The organism is Salifodinibacter halophilus (assembly GCA_012999515.1).
Lineage (GTDB): Bacteria > Pseudomonadota > Gammaproteobacteria > Nevskiales > Salinisphaeraceae > Salifodinibacter > Salifodinibacter halophilus.
Window position 1 is genome coordinate 398,019 of the sequence record JABEEB010000001.1, and the last position, 16,267, is coordinate 414,285.

General features: G+C 59.0%; 8 protein-coding genes. 5 read left to right on the top strand and 3 right to left on the bottom strand.

Annotation, left to right across the window (positions count from 1 at the left end):
- Nucleotides 1–70 precede the first annotated feature (70 nt).
- The 3 genes from recD to recC are packed head-to-tail and all read right to left on the bottom strand — an operon-like array spanning nt 71 to nt 9,026.
- Nucleotides 71–1,963, bottom strand: a complete 1,893-nt coding sequence (recD, locus tag HKX41_01820) for an exodeoxyribonuclease V subunit alpha (GenBank protein ID NNC22897.1) — start codon at nt 1,961–1,963, stop codon at nt 71–73.
- Nucleotides 1,960–5,646 carry an exodeoxyribonuclease V subunit beta gene (gene recB / locus HKX41_01825; GenBank protein NNC22898.1) on the bottom strand — a complete coding sequence of 1,229 codons (3,687 nt, stop codon included), beginning with the start codon at nt 5,644–5,646 and terminating at the stop codon, nt 1,960–1,962. Before recB ends, recD begins: the two co-directional genes overlap by 4 nt.
- The gene (gene recC / locus HKX41_01830) at nt 5,643–9,026 is read right to left on the bottom strand and encodes an exodeoxyribonuclease V subunit gamma (protein ID NNC22899.1); all 3,384 of its coding nucleotides are present in this window, start codon (nt 9,024–9,026) and stop codon (nt 5,643–5,645) included. Before recC ends, recB begins: the two co-directional genes overlap by 4 nt.
- 492 nt (nt 9,027–9,518) lie before the next feature.
- Between recC and HKX41_01835 the strand changes: the two genes are divergently transcribed.
- From HKX41_01835 to HKX41_01855, 5 genes are all read left to right on the top strand, one after another.
- Nucleotides 9,519–10,022, top strand: coding sequence for a gluconokinase (locus tag HKX41_01835; GenBank protein NNC22900.1), 504 nt, complete (start codon nt 9,519–9,521; stop codon nt 10,020–10,022).
- Between the two features lie 441 nt (nt 10,023–10,463).
- The gene (locus HKX41_01840; GenBank protein NNC22901.1) at nt 10,464–11,819 is read left to right on the top strand and encodes a gluconate permease; all 1,356 of its coding nucleotides are present in this window, start codon (nt 10,464–10,466) and stop codon (nt 11,817–11,819) included.
- Between the two features lie 161 nt (nt 11,820–11,980).
- Entirely contained in the window at nt 11,981–13,144 is a 1,164-nt protein-coding gene (gene uxuA / locus HKX41_01845) for a mannonate dehydratase (GenBank protein ID NNC22902.1), read from the top strand.
- Nucleotides 13,145–13,451: 307 nt separating this feature from the next.
- Entirely contained in the window at nt 13,452–14,888 is a 1,437-nt protein-coding gene (locus HKX41_01850) for a cytochrome ubiquinol oxidase subunit I (protein ID NNC22903.1), read from the top strand.
- Nucleotides 14,889–14,900: 12 nt separating this feature from the next.
- Nucleotides 14,901–15,938 carry a cytochrome d ubiquinol oxidase subunit II gene (locus HKX41_01855; GenBank protein NNC22904.1) on the top strand — a complete coding sequence of 346 codons (1,038 nt, stop codon included), beginning with the start codon at nt 14,901–14,903 and terminating at the stop codon, nt 15,936–15,938.
- Nucleotides 15,939–16,267: the final 329 nt, after the last annotated feature.

Here is a 16,267-nt window from a genome sequence, read left to right on the forward strand (position 1 = left end):
CAGCCAGTATTTCTGGTGGCGGCCATTCTGCCGCCTGTTTAGTTATCGTGTGGTTGCGCCGGCGCCTGCTTTAGCCATCTGCCGCGGTTGTTAATAGGCGCGCCGCGAGGCCGGAAACACGACTAACCCGCCGGTTGATCGTTGTTTGTAATGCGTCGGGGTCGGAGTAAACCACGAGCTGGTTCCGAGCCCGCGTTAACCCGGTATAAAACAACTCACGTGTCAGAACCGGCACGTCATAAGACGGTAGCACGAGCGTTACCGCATCGAACTCGGAGCCTTGGCTCTTGTGGATCGTCATTGCGTATACGCTGCCGTGCGCGGGGAGGGCGCTCGGCAAAAAGGCTCGGAGTGTGTCGTCTTTTTCAAACCAGACTCGGAGTTGGTCCTCGGCGTTATAGAGCGCGATACCGATATCGCCGTTGTCGAGGCCGGTTCGGTCATCATTTTGTTGAATCATGATTGGGCGCCCGTGGTACCAGAGCGTTGCCGGATTGATCTCAAAGCGGCGGATGAGGCGCTCGGTTATACCGGCATTAATGGTTTCACTGCCTGCCGGCCCCTGGCGGACGGCGGTTAGCACGCATTGTTTGCCGAGCTCGGCCAGGGCGAGCGAGGGATCCGTGAATTCGCAGAGATTAGCGTGGTGATCGGCGAGGTGGTCCATAAGCCGGCCGATGGTCGCTGCATCGGTACGATCATGGTAGATAAGGTCGTCGTGGTTGGCGTTTAGCAGTGCTGTGGCGGTTTCGACGTTGCCAGCGTTCACGGCGGCGGCGAGACGGCCGATGGCACTATCGGCGTTGAAGCGTCGGCTGGTCTGGAGTGTGACGACGTGGTCGGCCAGCGCATGGTCGGCCGGTTCGGTGCGCTCGGCAAGCAGGTCGCCGGCGGCAGCTTGTTGCTCGCTCGTGAATCGGTTGATGCCCGTGTGCGAACAGATGTCGGCCAGCACGGCGCCGGATTCGACCGAGGCGAGTTGATAGCGGTCGCCAAGCAGGACAAGGCGGGCATTGTGGTGGATGGCGTCGGCCAGTTTGGCCATCATCGGCAAGTCGATCATCGAGGCTTCATCGACGATGACGACATCATAGGGCAGTGGGTTGTCGGCGTTGAAGCGGGGCCGGGTGGTCGTACCCGTCAAGCCGAGGAGTCGATGTAGGGTGCGGGCAGTCTGAGGGATATGTTTTTCGACGGTGGCTTGGTCGAAGTCGGCATCGGCGCCCATGTCGGCCAGGCCCGATCGAACGGATTCAGTCATGCGTGTGGCGGCCTTGCCCGTGGGCGCCGCGAGTGCGATGAGTGGCGGCGTCTCATGCGTTTCGAGTGCGGCTTCGATCAACACGCGTAGAAGTCGCACGATCGCGTAGGTCTTGCCGGTGCCCGGACCACCGGAAATAACCGTGAATCGGTGGCGCAGCGCGGCGCAAACGGCAACGGCCTGCCAGTTGGTGGCTGCCGGGTTGTTGGCATCCGCCGTGAACAGGCCATTGCCCGGCTTGAGTGTTTCGATATTCACCGGCTTCGGTTCGGTTGCCATCAACGCGCGCAGGCATGCCGCGAGCCGGGTCTCGTAAGCGTGGTAGCGCTGCAGATAGAGTCGGTCGTTTTCCAGGATGAGTGGGCGCGTCGGGGCGTTATCCCGCGATGCGTCGCCATCGAGCACAGTAACGAGATCACTGGTATTGAGCGCCGCTGACAGCTTCTGCTGTTTCGGTTTGCTCATCATCGCGCTCGTCATATGGTTCAGTGCGAGGCAGGTATGGCCTGCGGCGACTGCCGAACTTGTCAGTGCAAAAGCGTGGGCGACGAGCGGGTCTGCGCCGTGGCGACACGCCCAATGCGCGAGTGCTTGATCGAGATCGGATAAGCCCGTGTTCGTCGCCGCCGCAGCGTGTGCCGCCGATGCGCCCGAGGCAACGCCCGTGGATGTGGCCGGCGTGGTCGCGGTTGTCTGATTCATGCGGGGGCTGTCGCGTTGTCGAAAAGCGCGTCCAGTGTCTCGATCAGCTCGATAGCCGGTTGGTCGCTGAAGATACCGGTCGTCGTGTTGCCGTCCATGGCCCGGACGAATAGATATTGCACGCCGCCTAGGTGCGTAGCCGGGTGGTAGGACGCGCCGAGGCAGCGTTTCAGATGGCGATGCAGCGCTACGGTATAGATCAAGTACTGCAGGTCGTAGTGGGCGTGGCCGATGGCGTGCGTGAGTGCGTGGTTTCGGTAGGCAGCCAGCGTTTCGCCGAGGTTATTGGTTTTGTAGTCGATAATGATATAGCGGCCATCGACTTCCACGACCAGGTCGATGAAACCTTGCATGAGCCCGTGGAGCGTAGCCGCCGGATTGCCGCCGAGCGTGGCGGGCAGGTAACCGGCGGCGCGCAGTGTTTCGATGAGTTGCTCGAAACGACTGCCGCCGAGCCTTAGCATGAATTCCATTTCCACGAGACAGTGTTGTGGGTCGAGCGTGACCAGCGGGCCGATAGTCGGTAGCGGAGTGTGTAGCGTGCGGGCAATGAGGTGGGCGGTATCGTCCACGCGCGGGTCGATGTCCGAATCGTCGATCAGGCCGTATTGCCGTAGTCGGCGGGCGACGATGTCGTGGTGTTTGTTGGTCAGCGGTTCGCCAGGCGCGGGCCAGCTGATGTGGTTCCCGCTGCTGAGACAGGTTTCGAGTATGTCGTGTACGGCGGCGCCAAAGCCGATCCCGGACAAGCGCGAGTCGAGTGCTGGCAATTCACCATCGGGTTCAAGGTCGGTGTTGACTGTGTCCGGGGAGGCGGTGAATTCGTCCGCTGCCCCCGGTTCGGGTTGCTCGACGGTGTTCTTTTCGGCGCTCGCATGCGCGAGCCGCGAAAAGCTGTAGGTCGACCACCGGGGCCGTGCGGCGGGTAGGTCCTGCCGGGCCGCCGCAAGTTCGGGCGCACCCGCCGGTGCCAAGCGCTTGATGTGCGGCGGCGCCGTCGTCGTATCGATGGGTTCAAGCGCGACGTGGTCTGGGACTCTGTTTTTCAAGCGGTTGAGTGCGTCGCCAGTGCCGCTGGTGTCGCGATAGAACAAGTCGGCTAGCGCGCCACTCGGGCCGGTGTCGTCGGGCTCGCGCCAGCCGACGAACAGCGCTTGCTCGGCACGCGTGAGCGCGACATAGAGGAGTCGCAGTGCTTCGGAGCGTTGCTCGCGTTTGTCTTGTTCGATATGCGCCTGATGGCGGCCGATCAGGTCCACCACCGCTTGGCCGGTGTTGCCGGTTTGAGTGGCGTTGTCCGGCGGATGAAAGATCAGCGGCGGCTTGCCGGCTTGGTTGCTGGTGCCGAGCCACAGGCCAAACGGCAGGAAAACGATCGGATATTCGAGCCCCTTGGCGGCGTGCACTGTGCTGATGCGAACGAGGTCGGCGTCGGATTCCAGACGTAGTTGGCTGTCATCTTCAGGATTGTTGTTCGTGCCATCCTTGGCGGCGACTATGCGGTCGTCGAGCCAACGATTGAGGCTGGCTTTGCCGAAGCATTCGGACTCGGCGTCCGCGAGGAGCTCGCCGAGCTGCAGGAAGTTGCTCATACGTCGCTCGCCGTCGGGCAGTGCCAGCAGGCTGGGCGCCGCGGCGGCGAAAAGATTCTCCAGCGCCGAGAGCACGCCACGCTTCGTCCACGCTTCGTGCAAGGCGTGAAAATGTTTGATGGCGTGCTGCATAGCTTGGTCATCGTCGGCCAGTGCCACCAGATCGGTCAGGCGTTTACCGATAAGCGCGGTCGGCTGAGCCGCGCGCACCGAGGTGTTGTCGTCCGGTTGGGCCATGGCGCGCAGGACGAGTCTGAGATCGTTGGCTTCTTCGGTTTGGAACACCGAGTCGCGGTGTTGGCAGACCGCCATGATGCCTTTTGCGGCGAGCGCACCCTGTAGGATCGTGGCCTCGGCGTTCTTGTTAACCAGCACGACGATGTCGCGCGGGGCGACGGCCTGGACACTGCCATCGGCGTGTTGCCAGTAGCGGGATTGGCCATCGAGCAGGCCTGCGATGGCGGCGACCGTCTCGTCTATGAGACGTGCGTTGTCGTCGGGTTTATTGGGATTTTTTATTTTTTTATTTTTTTGTACGACTTCGCCGCCCTGCAACTGCCAGATTGTCAGCGCGGGCTGTGGGCTACCTTGTGCGTCCATGAGTTGACAGTCGCCCGCAGTCCGGCCGGCTTCGACGGGTGGGCAATCGATTTCGGGCACTACGAATGGAGTCTCGCCCGGCAGCTTGTAGAGCGCGTCTACAACGTCGAGGATGCCTTGCGTCGAGCGGAAGTTAGTAGTCAGCGTATAGCACGCTTCGCCGGCGGCTTTCGCAGCCGCGAGATAAGCGTAGATGTCGCCGCCGCGAAAACCGTAGATGGCTTGTTTCGGGTCGCCGATTAAAAGCAGTGCGCCGTAGTCGCGCGGGCGCTCCAGATAGATGCGCCGAAGGCTGGCGTATTGAAGCGGGTCGGTATCCTGAAATTCATCGACCAGCGCATAGGGCCAGCGAGCATGTAGCGCATCGGCTAGTCGGTCGCCCGTGCGCTCGTGGGTGAGCGCTTCGTGCAGGGCGGTAATGAGGTCATCGTAGCTATACTGTTGGCGCGCCATCTTGCGCTGTGCCGCACGCTCGCGCACCGCGGCGGCCGCGCGCTCGATGGCGACCAGCTTGGCGAGTGGTTGCAGCTTGGCCAGAATTGGCAGCGCCTCGAGCCTGATCAGCGGCTCGGCGCGGGCTTGATGCGCGGTTTTGTTTTTGAATTGCGATGCCGGATTGTCGAGTGCGACGAGCCAATCGGGCAGGACGGGCGCCGTACCCGCTTCGAGCGCGGCATTAATCCGTGTGTCCAGCTCGTCGAACAGGTGGGCTGGGTCGTCGGCCGCGGCCAGTGCGGTATAAACGCGTTCTGCTTTAAGCAGTGCGTCCGCTTTGAAAGCTTCGACAAGCGCTTCACGCAGTATGTCGGCAGTGCCTGCCCACGTATTGGTTAACTGGCTCATCAGTTGATCGAGCCGTGTGTGGTCGATACCGGCCAGCGCGGCATGTGGCCGCTTTAGCAACGGCGCCAGCGTGCTATAGAGCGCGTCGGGGGTTGGCCAGAGCGTGAGGATGTCGTCGGCCGCGGCGTTGGCGTCGAAAACGTGTTCGCGCCAATAATCGGTTGTGGCCTCGTGGTAGACGCTGGTGTCGTCGACTGGCTCGCCACGATCAAAGGCGAGCGCGGACTCGAAGGCATTTTCTGCGGCGGCGCGCTGGGCGAAGCCGTGGATGGTCGCGATAGTGGCCTCGTCCACGCGTGCGGCCGCGTCGGCTAGTCGGTGGGCTAGCCTGGCGCGGGGTTCGTCGTGACCCAATAAAATCTGCTGTGTAAACGCGTGTTCCGGATTAGCGGGGTCCGCGTTCTCGGGGTTGTGTGCGATGTGCGCGGCATCAGTCAGCCGCGCGCGAATGCGCTCGCGCAGTTCTTGTGTGGCCGCGCGGGTGAATGTCATCACCAGGATGTCGCGCACGCTGGCGCCTTGCTCGATAATCAGCCGTAGATAGAGACCAGCGAGGCTAAAAGTCTTGCCGGTGCCGGCACTGGCCTCGATCAGGCGCAGCCCGTGTAGCGGCAGCGTAGCGGCATCGAACGACTGGCGGACACTCATACCGACGTTTCGCTGTTTGGATCGAACGGCTTCAGCGTTTGCTTGAGTGACGCGCTCACAGCCTCGATCGCGGCGATAAACGCACTGTCGTTTTCGCTGTCGCCGAGTGGTGATGAGTCGTCGCCGAGCAGGCGCGCGAAGTAAGGATCACGAGTCAGGTGATGGGGATGATCGACGTTTTTTTGAAAGCGATGACTGAAGTTGGCGAACGCCTTGTTCTGATGTGCGATGTATTCGTCGTCCAGATCCGGATGATAAGCCAGCGGCTGTTGTTGGCCGTCGATATACAAACGGATCAAACCGGCTAGTTCGGTGCGTGCGGTGTCGCGATCCACATGGCCGACGTAGTGTGCTGACTCGGTAGTGTTCTTTTTGTTTACGAATCCGGCGATTTCGAGCGTAACGTCGTAGCCAGCGGCGACCGTGGCCAGATACTCGATCCAGTAGCGAAGCTGGAATCGGGTCCGTAGTCGACCTGGGCGGAGGCGTCGCAGGGCGCTGGGCCAAACGCGGTCGACGCGGCCGGTTACACGCACGCCGTCAATTGTTAAATCGATGTCGACGGTCGCTGGCGTGCCGTCGGTGTGCCAGGCGTGCCAGGTTGGCAACAGCGCGTTGACTGCCTTGGCTTCGGCGGCGTAATTGGCCTGGTCCAACGGCGGGGGCGGCAGTGTGCCGCGGGCACGTTCCAACGCGCTCGGCACGGTATCGACCGCTTCCAGGTCGGCTTTATGGGCGCTCTCAAACAAGCGTTGGCGCAGGCCTGATGCGCCAAGGGCATCGAGTGCGATTGGCTCGGTGTCGGTGATTTGTTGTTCCTCGATGTCGAGGTCCAATTTAAGACGCTCGCGGAAGAAGGCGCGCGGCGGATGATCGAAAAAACGTTTGAGGCTGGCTAGATCGATCGCTTCGATTGTCTCGGGCAGTGGGGCTGCGCAGCCGTCGAGCAGCGGCTTGCACGGTTCGCGCGCGCCGAGCGCGGCCTGGGTCGCGTCGCGCCAGTCGCCACCGAAGGTAAACACGCGTGGGTCGGTTTCGTGCGGCGAGAAATAGCGTATCGAAAATGGCTGCATCGGCTGTTCGTGGATGAGCCGGCGGTGGAATTCGTCGGTGGACCAGTCGCTGAAATAATGGCGATGTACGAACGATAGCGTTTCACCGACAATCGGCGAGGGCGGGAGGGTCTCGCCCGTGTGTACGTTTTGGCCGAGGTAGCTGATGTAGAACGCATCGCGTGCGGCGGTTAGAGCCTGCAGGAACAGGAGACGGTCGTCGTCGCGTATGTTGCGGTCGCCAAGGCGTGGTTGGTCGAAAATGACATTGAATCCGCGGCCGGTTTCCTGGCGCGGGAAGGTGCCGTCGTTGAGTCCCAGCAGGCAAACCACGCGAAACGGGACCGCGCGCAGCGGGATCATGCCGCAGAATGTGATGCCGCCGGCGATAAATGGTTGGCGTTCGCTTGGGCTGGACAGTCGGGTGCTCAGCATGTCGCGCACGGCAGCCCAGGATAGGCGTCGGTCATCGGTTAGCGAAATGTCGCGCGTGCAGTCCTCGGCGGTTTCTAGCTCGGCAAACACCGAGCGCAGCCCATCGATGGCGCGCTGCTCGTCTGGTGCGTCGTGGGCCGGCGCGATCAACGCGTCGAGTAATGCGTTCAACCGTGTCTGCCATTCGCCCGGCGTGGCGGGTTCTACCAGCTGCTCAGCGGTTTGTGCCAGCGTGGTTTGGAATCGCCAGAGTTTGCCAAGCGCGGCGGTGGCCGCCCCTTCCAGATCGGGCCATGGTGCGACGCCGTCGATCAATGTTTCAGCATCCGACTGCGCAACGCCGAGCAGCAGGCGGTCCACCCCGGATTGCCAGGTATTTTGTCCGAATTTGCCGGCGCCGAGTTCGGCGCGGTGGTCGGCGTCACGGCCCCAGCGGATGCCGGCTTCGTTGACCCAGTTGGTAATCGTGTCCAATTCGCTGGCCGACAATTCGAAGCGGCGCATGACCGCGGGAACCGCGAGCAGATTCAACAATTCGCTCGCGCTCCAGCGCGATAGCGGCAAATCGAGTAACGCCGATATCGTGGTTACGATCGGATGGTTAGCCGAGCGTGGCTGGTCGGCTAGGCCGTAAGGTAGATAGCGGTCGGCGGGGGCGCCGCCGAAAACCGCCTCGATGGCGGGTGCATAGGCGCCAACGTCCGGCAACATGACGATGATGTCGCGTGGAGCCAGCCGTTCGTGTTGCCCGGTTTTGCCGGCAGCGACGCACTTGTCGTCCGTGGCCAGCCGGTCGAGCAGCTGATCGTGTAGTACTTGAATCTCCCGGAGCCGGCTGTGACAGGCGTGGATCTCGAACGAGGTGTCGGCCGCGTGCATGCCCTGTGGCGGGTTGCTGCAGTCGAGCTCGACGATATCCGACTGGATGCGGTGCAGCAGCGTGTCTCGCCCGGGCACGTCGTAGGCCATGAGCGTGCCGAGCTCGGGCTCGATCATGCCGGTAAATTCGTCGGCATACAGTAGACGCAGCGTGTCGCGCGCCATACGCCCCAGCGCGCCCAGCAGAGGATGATCGGTCGCGACCTCGGCTTCGCCCGGCAGGCTGGCGCCATCGTCGTCGGCCGGCAGCTCCAGTGCCGGGCGACTCGTAGTGATGTCTCCCCAGTAGGCCGCACTGGGATTGGGCAACAGGAAATACACATCGACGTGTTCGGCCAACGCGTAGAGCAGCCGTAAATGGTCGGGCGGTAAAGCAATGAGGCCAAAGCAATACAGCCGCGTCGGGCAGTAGCGAATAACGCGTTCCTGGAGTGTCCGATCATTGCCGAGCTGGGAGACGAAATCGGCAAGCATGCGCGCACGATGTACGCGACCAAGCCGTTCCGGTTGGGTAAGCCAGCGCCAGACTTCGGCCTGCCAGCGGCCGGGGTTATCGGTTGGCGTCTCGCCGTTTTCCCAGCGTGCGAGCATATCGGCTCGGTATACGAGGTATTGGTCGAATACGTTGGCGAGCTGGCGGGCGAGTTGATAACGCCGCACCTCGTCGATCGGCGTGCCCAGGTAATCGGCGACCGCAGGGACCTCGGATGCGATTTCGGGCAGAGCAGCGTAGAGGTGCCAGGGCAGGCGATCCGACTCAAAGTGGCCGCCCATGTCGGCGCCGTCCATCACCGCGTGTAGCAGCCCCCAGATGAACTCACCGGGTAGCCGGCCCGTAATATTTGCGGCAACGCCTTCGCTCTCGGCGATCTGAATACGTAGCCAGTGCCCGATGCCGGCGTTGGGCGCGAGCACCGTGTCCACCGCCAGCGGTGAAGCTTTATGCTGGCTCCGGATTACGGCGAATAGCTCCGCTAGCCGTTCCAGGTTGTTGTGGTGGTAAAGATAGAACATGCAGTGCGGCCCGAGATTACCGCGTTTGCAACGTATGGCGCCGGAGACCAAGCATGGGGGGTGCCGTGTGTACTATCGACCTGGTCAAGGTGACAAACACCACCGTGGTTTTGCTCGCGGTTTCCATGTCAGTTCACTTCACAGATAGCTGGGTTATGGACTGTCCGAGACGGGCAGTTTAAAGGACGTGCAGAAGCCCTCGATAAAACGACGGGTTTGTTACTGGTCTGTAGCCGATAGCGCCCACGACTCAGTGTTTGTTCGGGAGTTATATGCGATGGTATGCCGGCTGGCTTCCCAGCCCGAGACGCAGCGACTACGCTTGGGATACGATCGCGTTTTTGGGATGGCCGTTTTATAGTTGGTTGGCGCATATCGAGGCCTGGCAGCAGCCGCATGATTGCTGCCATCAGGTATGCACAAAGCCTATTGCAAAAAAAATTTATGTTTGAATGCGTAATCTCATAAGTCGATAGTGGAATGTGTGTCAGTATGGATCGCCGGGTTATCGTGATGGGAGTTTCTGGCATTGGCAAATCAAGCTTAGGAGAAGCTATCGGTACAAACCTGTCGGTACCGTATATTGATGGCGATCAGTATCATCCCCAGGCTAATGTCGACAAAATGGCCCATGGGACGCCCTTAAATGATGATGATCGCGCCGGATGGCTTGACAAGCTGTCTAATTTGATTTCTGATCATCAAAATCAGGGCCAGTCGGCTTTAATTGGCTGTTCCGCTCTAAAAAAGAGTTATCGTGAAAAGTTACGGCAGGGTGATCCGAATTTGTTATTCCTGTTTTTAGAGGGAAGTTTCGAAGTGATTCGCGCCCGTATGCGCCAACGCGATCACTTTTTTTCGGATGATCTTCTCGTTACGCAGTTCGAAACGCTCGAAGCGCCCGGCGCGGATGAAGCGATAGCGGTCAATATAGACTCTGACTTTGACACGGTCGTCAGTCGGGCACTCGATTCGTTGCGTCCATACTTTACATAAACGATTCGTTGCGATTTCGATATGGCGGCCTTTACAGATCCAGCCAGAGGCCTGATCCGCAATCGGGCCATCTGAATACGGGAACCATCGTGGTCGCTGACTCTCCATGTGTTCCGCCTAATTCTTAAAATTGGCTGATTATCAAGCCATAGGCATGCCGAAGTGTTGTCGTTTAACAACTTTCCGGATGCGTGCTGGCGATACCTATGCATTACGAACGCGATTAGTATGGCGCTTGCCGCATGCCGGCTGTGCTTCGCGGCTTCTTGGCAAGCATGTATCGAAGGACCACGAGCATTCGGAAACGCTGGCGATGAAGACGCGTTTCCCAGCAGATATCGGCGCCATCAATCGTCGATATGCTTGCCAAAAGCAGGTGAGCAGTCTGAGGCCGAAGGCACTACACGCCCATTTCAATAGCAATTCTAAAAGGAGGAAGGAATGCCATTAGTCATAACCGTATTGGGATTAGCACTTTTGCTTTTCTTAATCATGAAGTTAAAGGTTCATACCTTTATCTCACTGGCCATTGTCACCTTCCTTCTGGCTCTGGCGCTCGGAATTCCGCTGGATAAAATTGTCGACACGGTCGAATCCGGTTTCGGTGACACGCTGGCCAGTACGGGGCTGATTTTTGGGTTCGGTGCCATTCTGGGCAAATTGATAGCAGATGCGGGCGGTGCACAACGCATTGCGGTCACATTGGTCGCTCGGTTTGGTGAGCGAAACATCCAGTGGTCGGTCGTTCTGGTTTCGGTCATCCTGGGGATCGCGCTGTTTTTTGAAATCGGCATCGTGTTGCTTGTGCCGATCGTCTATCAAATGGCCAAGCAGGTCAGGTTGCCGCTTTTGTATCTAGGGCTTCCCATGACGGTGGGTTTGTCGGTCATGCATGGCTTTTTACCGCCGCATCCAGGGCCGGTGGTTATCGCTAGCCAGTTCCATGCCAATGTTGGTTTGGTTCTGCTTTACGGATTCATTATCGCGATACCGACCGTCATTATCGCGGGGCCGGTATTTACATTTTTTGCATTGCGTATGGTGCCATCGGCTTTTGATAAAGATAAAAAGCCTGGTGCAATTGCTGTTCTGGGGGATGCCAAGCAGTTCGACTTGGAGCAAACCCCAAACTTCGGTATCAGCGTGTTCACCGCTGCGTTCCCGGTCATCCTCATGGCATTGGCAACGTTGGTGTCGCTTGCGGAGCGGGCATTCGGTTTAGCCGATAATCCGGTCACGAACTTTATCCATATGATTAGTGAGCCGACGACGGTTATGTTTTTAGCCGTTGTGGTCGCTATTTTCACAATGGGCATTCAGCGTGGCATCCCGATTCCTCGGCTCATGGAGTCGGCTGAAACCTCGGTTAAAACGATCGCTCTCCTGCTACTGATTATCGGTATCAGTGGTTCGCTGAAGCAGGTTTTAATTGAAGGTGGGGTTGGAGATTATGTCGCCACGCTCTTTGAAGGTAGCGATATGTCGCCAATCCTGCTGGTTTGGCTGATTGCTGCTGTTATCCGTATTACGCTGGGGTCTGCCACAGTAGCCGCATTGACGACGGCCGGACTGGCTTTGCCCCTGATCCAGGGTAGCGGCGCGAATTTTGCCTTGATCACATTAGCGACTGGCAGTGGCAGTTTGATTGCATCGCACGTCAACGACACTGGCTTCTGGATGGTCAAGGAAGCATTTGGCCTGACGATGAAGGAAACATTCTGCACCTGGACTGTGTTGGAGACGATTATTTCCGTGTGCGGTCTGGTTTTTGCATTGATGTTGAGCACCTTTGTGTAATGTTGGCTCAATAGCTGCCCAGAGGTGATATGCCGGTTCCATGCTACGAATAGCCGGTGACGTAGCACGCTGATGGTTCGCGGCGCCCAGATTTGGTTTGCTGGGCGTCGCGAATTGTTTGCGGCTTATGGCTATATCGGACCCTTAGAAGGTAGTCGGATATGGAATATACATGGCGTTGGTTTGGGCCGAATGATCCGGTTTCGCTGGCCGAAATACGCCAGACGGGAGCCACGGGCATTGTGACCGCCTTGCATGAAATCGATAATGCCAGTGCTTGGCCGGAAGCCGCGATCCATGAGCGTAAGGCGGCTATCGAGGCTGAAGGTCTGACCTGGTCGGTGGTCGAAAGCGTGCCGGTTACCGAGGCTATCCGGACCGCTGGCCCTGGCTGTGACGCCGATATCGAAGCCTACGCCACAACACTACTGCGGCTGGGTGCGGCTGGCATCAAGACGGTTTGCTATAACTTCATGCCGGTCGCCGATTGGACCCGCACCGATCTCATGCGCCCGCTGCCTAATGGCGGCGCGGCGTTGGCGTTTGATTATATTGCCTGCGTTGCGTTCGACTTGTTTATTCTGCAGCGGCCGGAAGCGGCTGGTGATTACACGGCTGCCGAGCGTGCCGCAGCCGCAACTTATATTGAAACACTGGATGACGCGGCGCGTCAGCGCTTGATCGACAATATTACCGCCGGGTTGCCCGGCGCCAATGCCGGTTACGATCTAACCGGCTTTCGTTCGGCGGTGGCCGCCTATGACCATATCGGTCATGCAGAGCTGCGCGAGAATCTGCGCTATTTCCTGGCGCGCGTGGTCCCAGCCGCCGAGCAAGCCGGTGTGCATTTGGCCATTCACCCGGATGATCCGCCACAGCCATTATTCGGGTTGCCGCGCATCGTCTCCAATGCTGATGATGCCCGTTGGATCCTGGAGGCGGTTGACAGCCCAGCCAATGGGTTGACGTTTTGCACGGGGTCCTACGGCGCCGCGGCGGAAAATGATTTGGCTGCAATGGCGGCGGCATTCGCCCATCGCATCCATTTTGTTCATTTGCGCTCGGTGGCGTGTGACCGAGCTGAGCCGAGATCTTTCTACGAGACCGAGCACTTGGGCGGCGATGTCGATGTGGCGGGAGTTATGAGCCAGTTGTTGAACGCGGAAGAACATCGGCATTCCTCGCTGCCGATGCGCGCTGATCACGGCCACCATTTGCTCGGCGATGCGGGACGACCCACCCGTGCCGGTTATCCACTCTATGGTCGGCTGAAAGGGCTATCCGAATTGCGCGGGTTAGCAATGGGGCTGCGATATTCGAGCTGAGCCTTGGTGCGAGCTTGAATGCTATCCATGCGCAGATGCGTAAGGCGCTGCCGCATAATGCCTATGCCGCTAAGGTGCCTGGGGTATAACATGGCCAAAGGTGTCGGTTGAAGCAGGCGAGGCTTGGCCGCTGCGAACGATTTTGGCCACGATCTGGGGCGCGACCCAGACCGAGGCTGGCCGCTATTTCGTATACTGGGGAAGGTAAGCGTTAGCCCGTCGGCAGGCGGACCCCAGAGCCAGGCTCGATTCTCGAACCTGCCAAGCGGCTTAACGGTTGGGCGATTGCGCTTGGCAGGATTCGACTATGGACCAATCATTGGCTGTTTTTCTGACGCGGATCGATTTCGCGTGGGTGACGAGCCTTCACTTTCTGTATCCGCCGTTGACGATCGGCTTGTCCGTGCTGCTGCTTTTTTCGGAATGGCGCTGGTTGCGCAGTGACGACGAATATTGGTACCGACTGGTTCGGTTTTTCGAAAAACTGTTCATCATCAACTTTGGGGCTGGTGTCGCGACCGGTGTGACCATGGAGATGGCCTTCGGCATTCTCTACGGTCCGTTTTCGCAGGCTGCTGGACCGTATTTCGGCAACGTTCTCGGCTACGAAACAATCACTGCGTTTATGTATGAGGCCGGATTCATCGGGTTGATGATTTTCGGCTGGGGCAAGATTAGCCGTGGTATGCATCTGTTTGCCACGTTTAATGTGATGCTGTCGTCGTCGCTATCGGCGTTCTGGATCATGAATGCCAACTCCTGGATGCATACACCAACGGGGGTGGAGCTTCGCGATGGCATATTCCACGTAACCGATTGGGGCGCGGCAATCTTCAACCCGAACTTTCTCACCGCTTTCCCGCATATGTGGGTTGCCTCGCTTGAGTTGGCGCTGTTTTTCGTCGCGGGGGTGAGTGCCTGGTTCGTGCTCAAGGGCCGCCATATCGCGTTATTTCAACGGCCGCTCAAATACGCACTTTTGGCGGCACTCGTGGTGACACCATTGCAGATCTATGTCGGCGATGAACTTGGCATGGTCGTGGGGGAAAGCCAGCCGTCCGCACTGGCGTCCATGGAAGGTCATTACAAGACTTACAGCGACGATGGCAGCGCCAACACCGGCTGGCATCTGCTGGGCTGGCCTGATGCTGAAGGGGAGCAGATGGCTTGGTCGGTCACGATCCCACAAGCGCTCAGCCTGATTGAGACTCGCTCGTTTGATAGCACGGTGCCTGGACTCGATCAATTCAAGCCAGAAAATACGCCGCCGGTCGGGATCCCGTTCTACGCGTTTCGGATGATGGTGGCGATCGGCGGATTCTTGTTCCTGGTTGCCCTCTGGGGCGGTTGGTTGATCTGTCGTAAGCGACTCACAGTGTCTGCAATCGCTCAGAACCGATGGTTTTTGCGGGTCCTGGTGTTCAGCGCATTTTTGCCGTTTCTAGCGATCTGGACCGGCTGGTGGGCACGGGAAATCGCGCGTCAGCCGTGGCTCGTTTTCGGCATGATGCGGGTCTCGGAAGGCGTGAGCAAAATGACCGTTTTCGAAGCCAGTCTCTGGTTGGTCGGTTTCACCTTTTTTGAGCTGATTGTTTGGTATTTCACCTGGTATTTCCTGGCCAAGGTCATACGCGAAGGACCGGATATGGACAGTCCCGTCGTCTATGGCGGTGACGAAGCGCTGGGCCACCTCGAAGAGGCGCCCGAAACCGATGAAGCCCAACCCACCTACGTTCGGCCATAGGAGGGTGACACGATGAACGAGCTGTCACAGGCCCATACTTTTGTCGTTTACGCGTGGTGGTTCGCGTTGGGCTTTAGTTTTTTGATGTACATCATGCTCGACGGGGCCGATCTTGGCGCCGGGGTGTTTTCACTGTTCGTACGTGATCACCAAGAGCGTGGTGCGATTATGGCCACGATGGCTGGCACCTGGGACGCCAACGAGACCTGGTTGGTGGTGGCTGGCGGCATTATGTTTGGCACGTTTCCCAATGTGTACGGCTCGGCGTTTCACTATCTGATGCTGCCGCTGGTTATCGTTCTCTGGAGCATCATGATGCGGGCGGTTTCGCTGGAATTTCGGCATCACGCCGAGCGCAGCCAATGGCTCTGGGATGGTTTGTTCGGGGGCGCAAGCCTGACAACTGTATTTTTTGCCGGCATGGCCATGGGCGCGGTGCTCCAGGGGTATCCGCTGACGTCCGAGCAGGTCCCGACTTACCCGGGTGGTCTGTTTCGTTTCATCAGTCCGTTCAGTATCTGGACCGGCGTCGGTGCGGTCATCGCGTCCTCACTGGCCGGTAGTCTGTTCATTCGTGCGCGGTTCAAGCGCACCGAGGATATTCGGCGACGCGCCGCGATCTGGACCGATTGGTCCTTCTACGCTTCGTTGGCCGCGGTGGTCATCACCGTCGTATGGAGTCTGTTGATCTTTCCCTGGGTTGCCGAGAAATGGCTTGGTCCGAACGTCTGGGTGTGGTTGTGCGTCGCATTCGTTATTTTCTTGGCGGTCGTGCAGATGCGCCGTGCGTCCCGAAAAGAGCGCGATCTGGTCGCGATTCTGTGGCTTAATTTGGCGATTGCGCTGATGTGGTTAAGCATGATGTTCACTATGCTGCCTTGGATCGTCCCCGGCACCTGGACGATTTTCGAAGGTGCCAGTCCATCGGTGTCGTTGTTCACCTTTACGCTCGCCATGAGCAGCTTTTTGCCAGTCATGCTCCTCTATAACTGGTATCAGATCTGGGTTTTCCGGGCGCGTGTTAGTCGGCTTGCCGGTTACGGTGATTAAACGGTGGTCATGTCGGACCAGCCGGCTCCCAACAACGTCACCACACAAGCATTCTGGAATAGACACTGGCCGACGGATTGCATCGATGATCCGCTAGCCGGTCTTGCCATGGTCGCTCTGTTCGCCGGTTGGCCGGCTCAACGCCGGTTACTCGTATCGGCAAACCGCTGCTTTTAGAGCCTTGCTTGTCGACGTCCGGCTGCGGAGTGAAATGCAGCGACTCCGCGAACGTCGCGATCCGGGGCGGCAGTTGTCGCGTACGCGGTATGCGTGCGGCGCGTGGGAACGGCGTAACGGCCCGAAATTGATTCGACAAAGACGCTGACTAT

Bases quoted from the DNA above. Each gene is read 5' to 3' on its own strand.
- recD (NNC22897.1), bottom strand. From the start codon at position 1,963: ATGAATCAGACAACCGCGACCACGCCGGCCACATCCACGGGCGTTGCC.
- recB (NNC22898.1), bottom strand. From the start codon at position 5,646: ATGAGTGTCCGCCAGTCGTTCGATGCCGCTACGCTGCCGCTACACGGG.
- recC (NNC22899.1), bottom strand. From the start codon at position 9,026: ATGTTCTATCTTTACCACCACAACAACCTGGAACGGCTAGCGGAGCTA.
- HKX41_01835 (NNC22900.1), top strand. From the start codon at position 9,519: ATGGATCGCCGGGTTATCGTGATGGGAGTTTCTGGCATTGGCAAATCA.
- HKX41_01840 (NNC22901.1), top strand. From the start codon at position 10,464: ATGCCATTAGTCATAACCGTATTGGGATTAGCACTTTTGCTTTTCTTA.
- uxuA (NNC22902.1), top strand. From the start codon at position 11,981: ATGGAATATACATGGCGTTGGTTTGGGCCGAATGATCCGGTTTCGCTG.
- HKX41_01850 (NNC22903.1), top strand. From the start codon at position 13,452: ATGGACCAATCATTGGCTGTTTTTCTGACGCGGATCGATTTCGCGTGG.
- HKX41_01855 (NNC22904.1), top strand. From the start codon at position 14,901: ATGAACGAGCTGTCACAGGCCCATACTTTTGTCGTTTACGCGTGGTGG.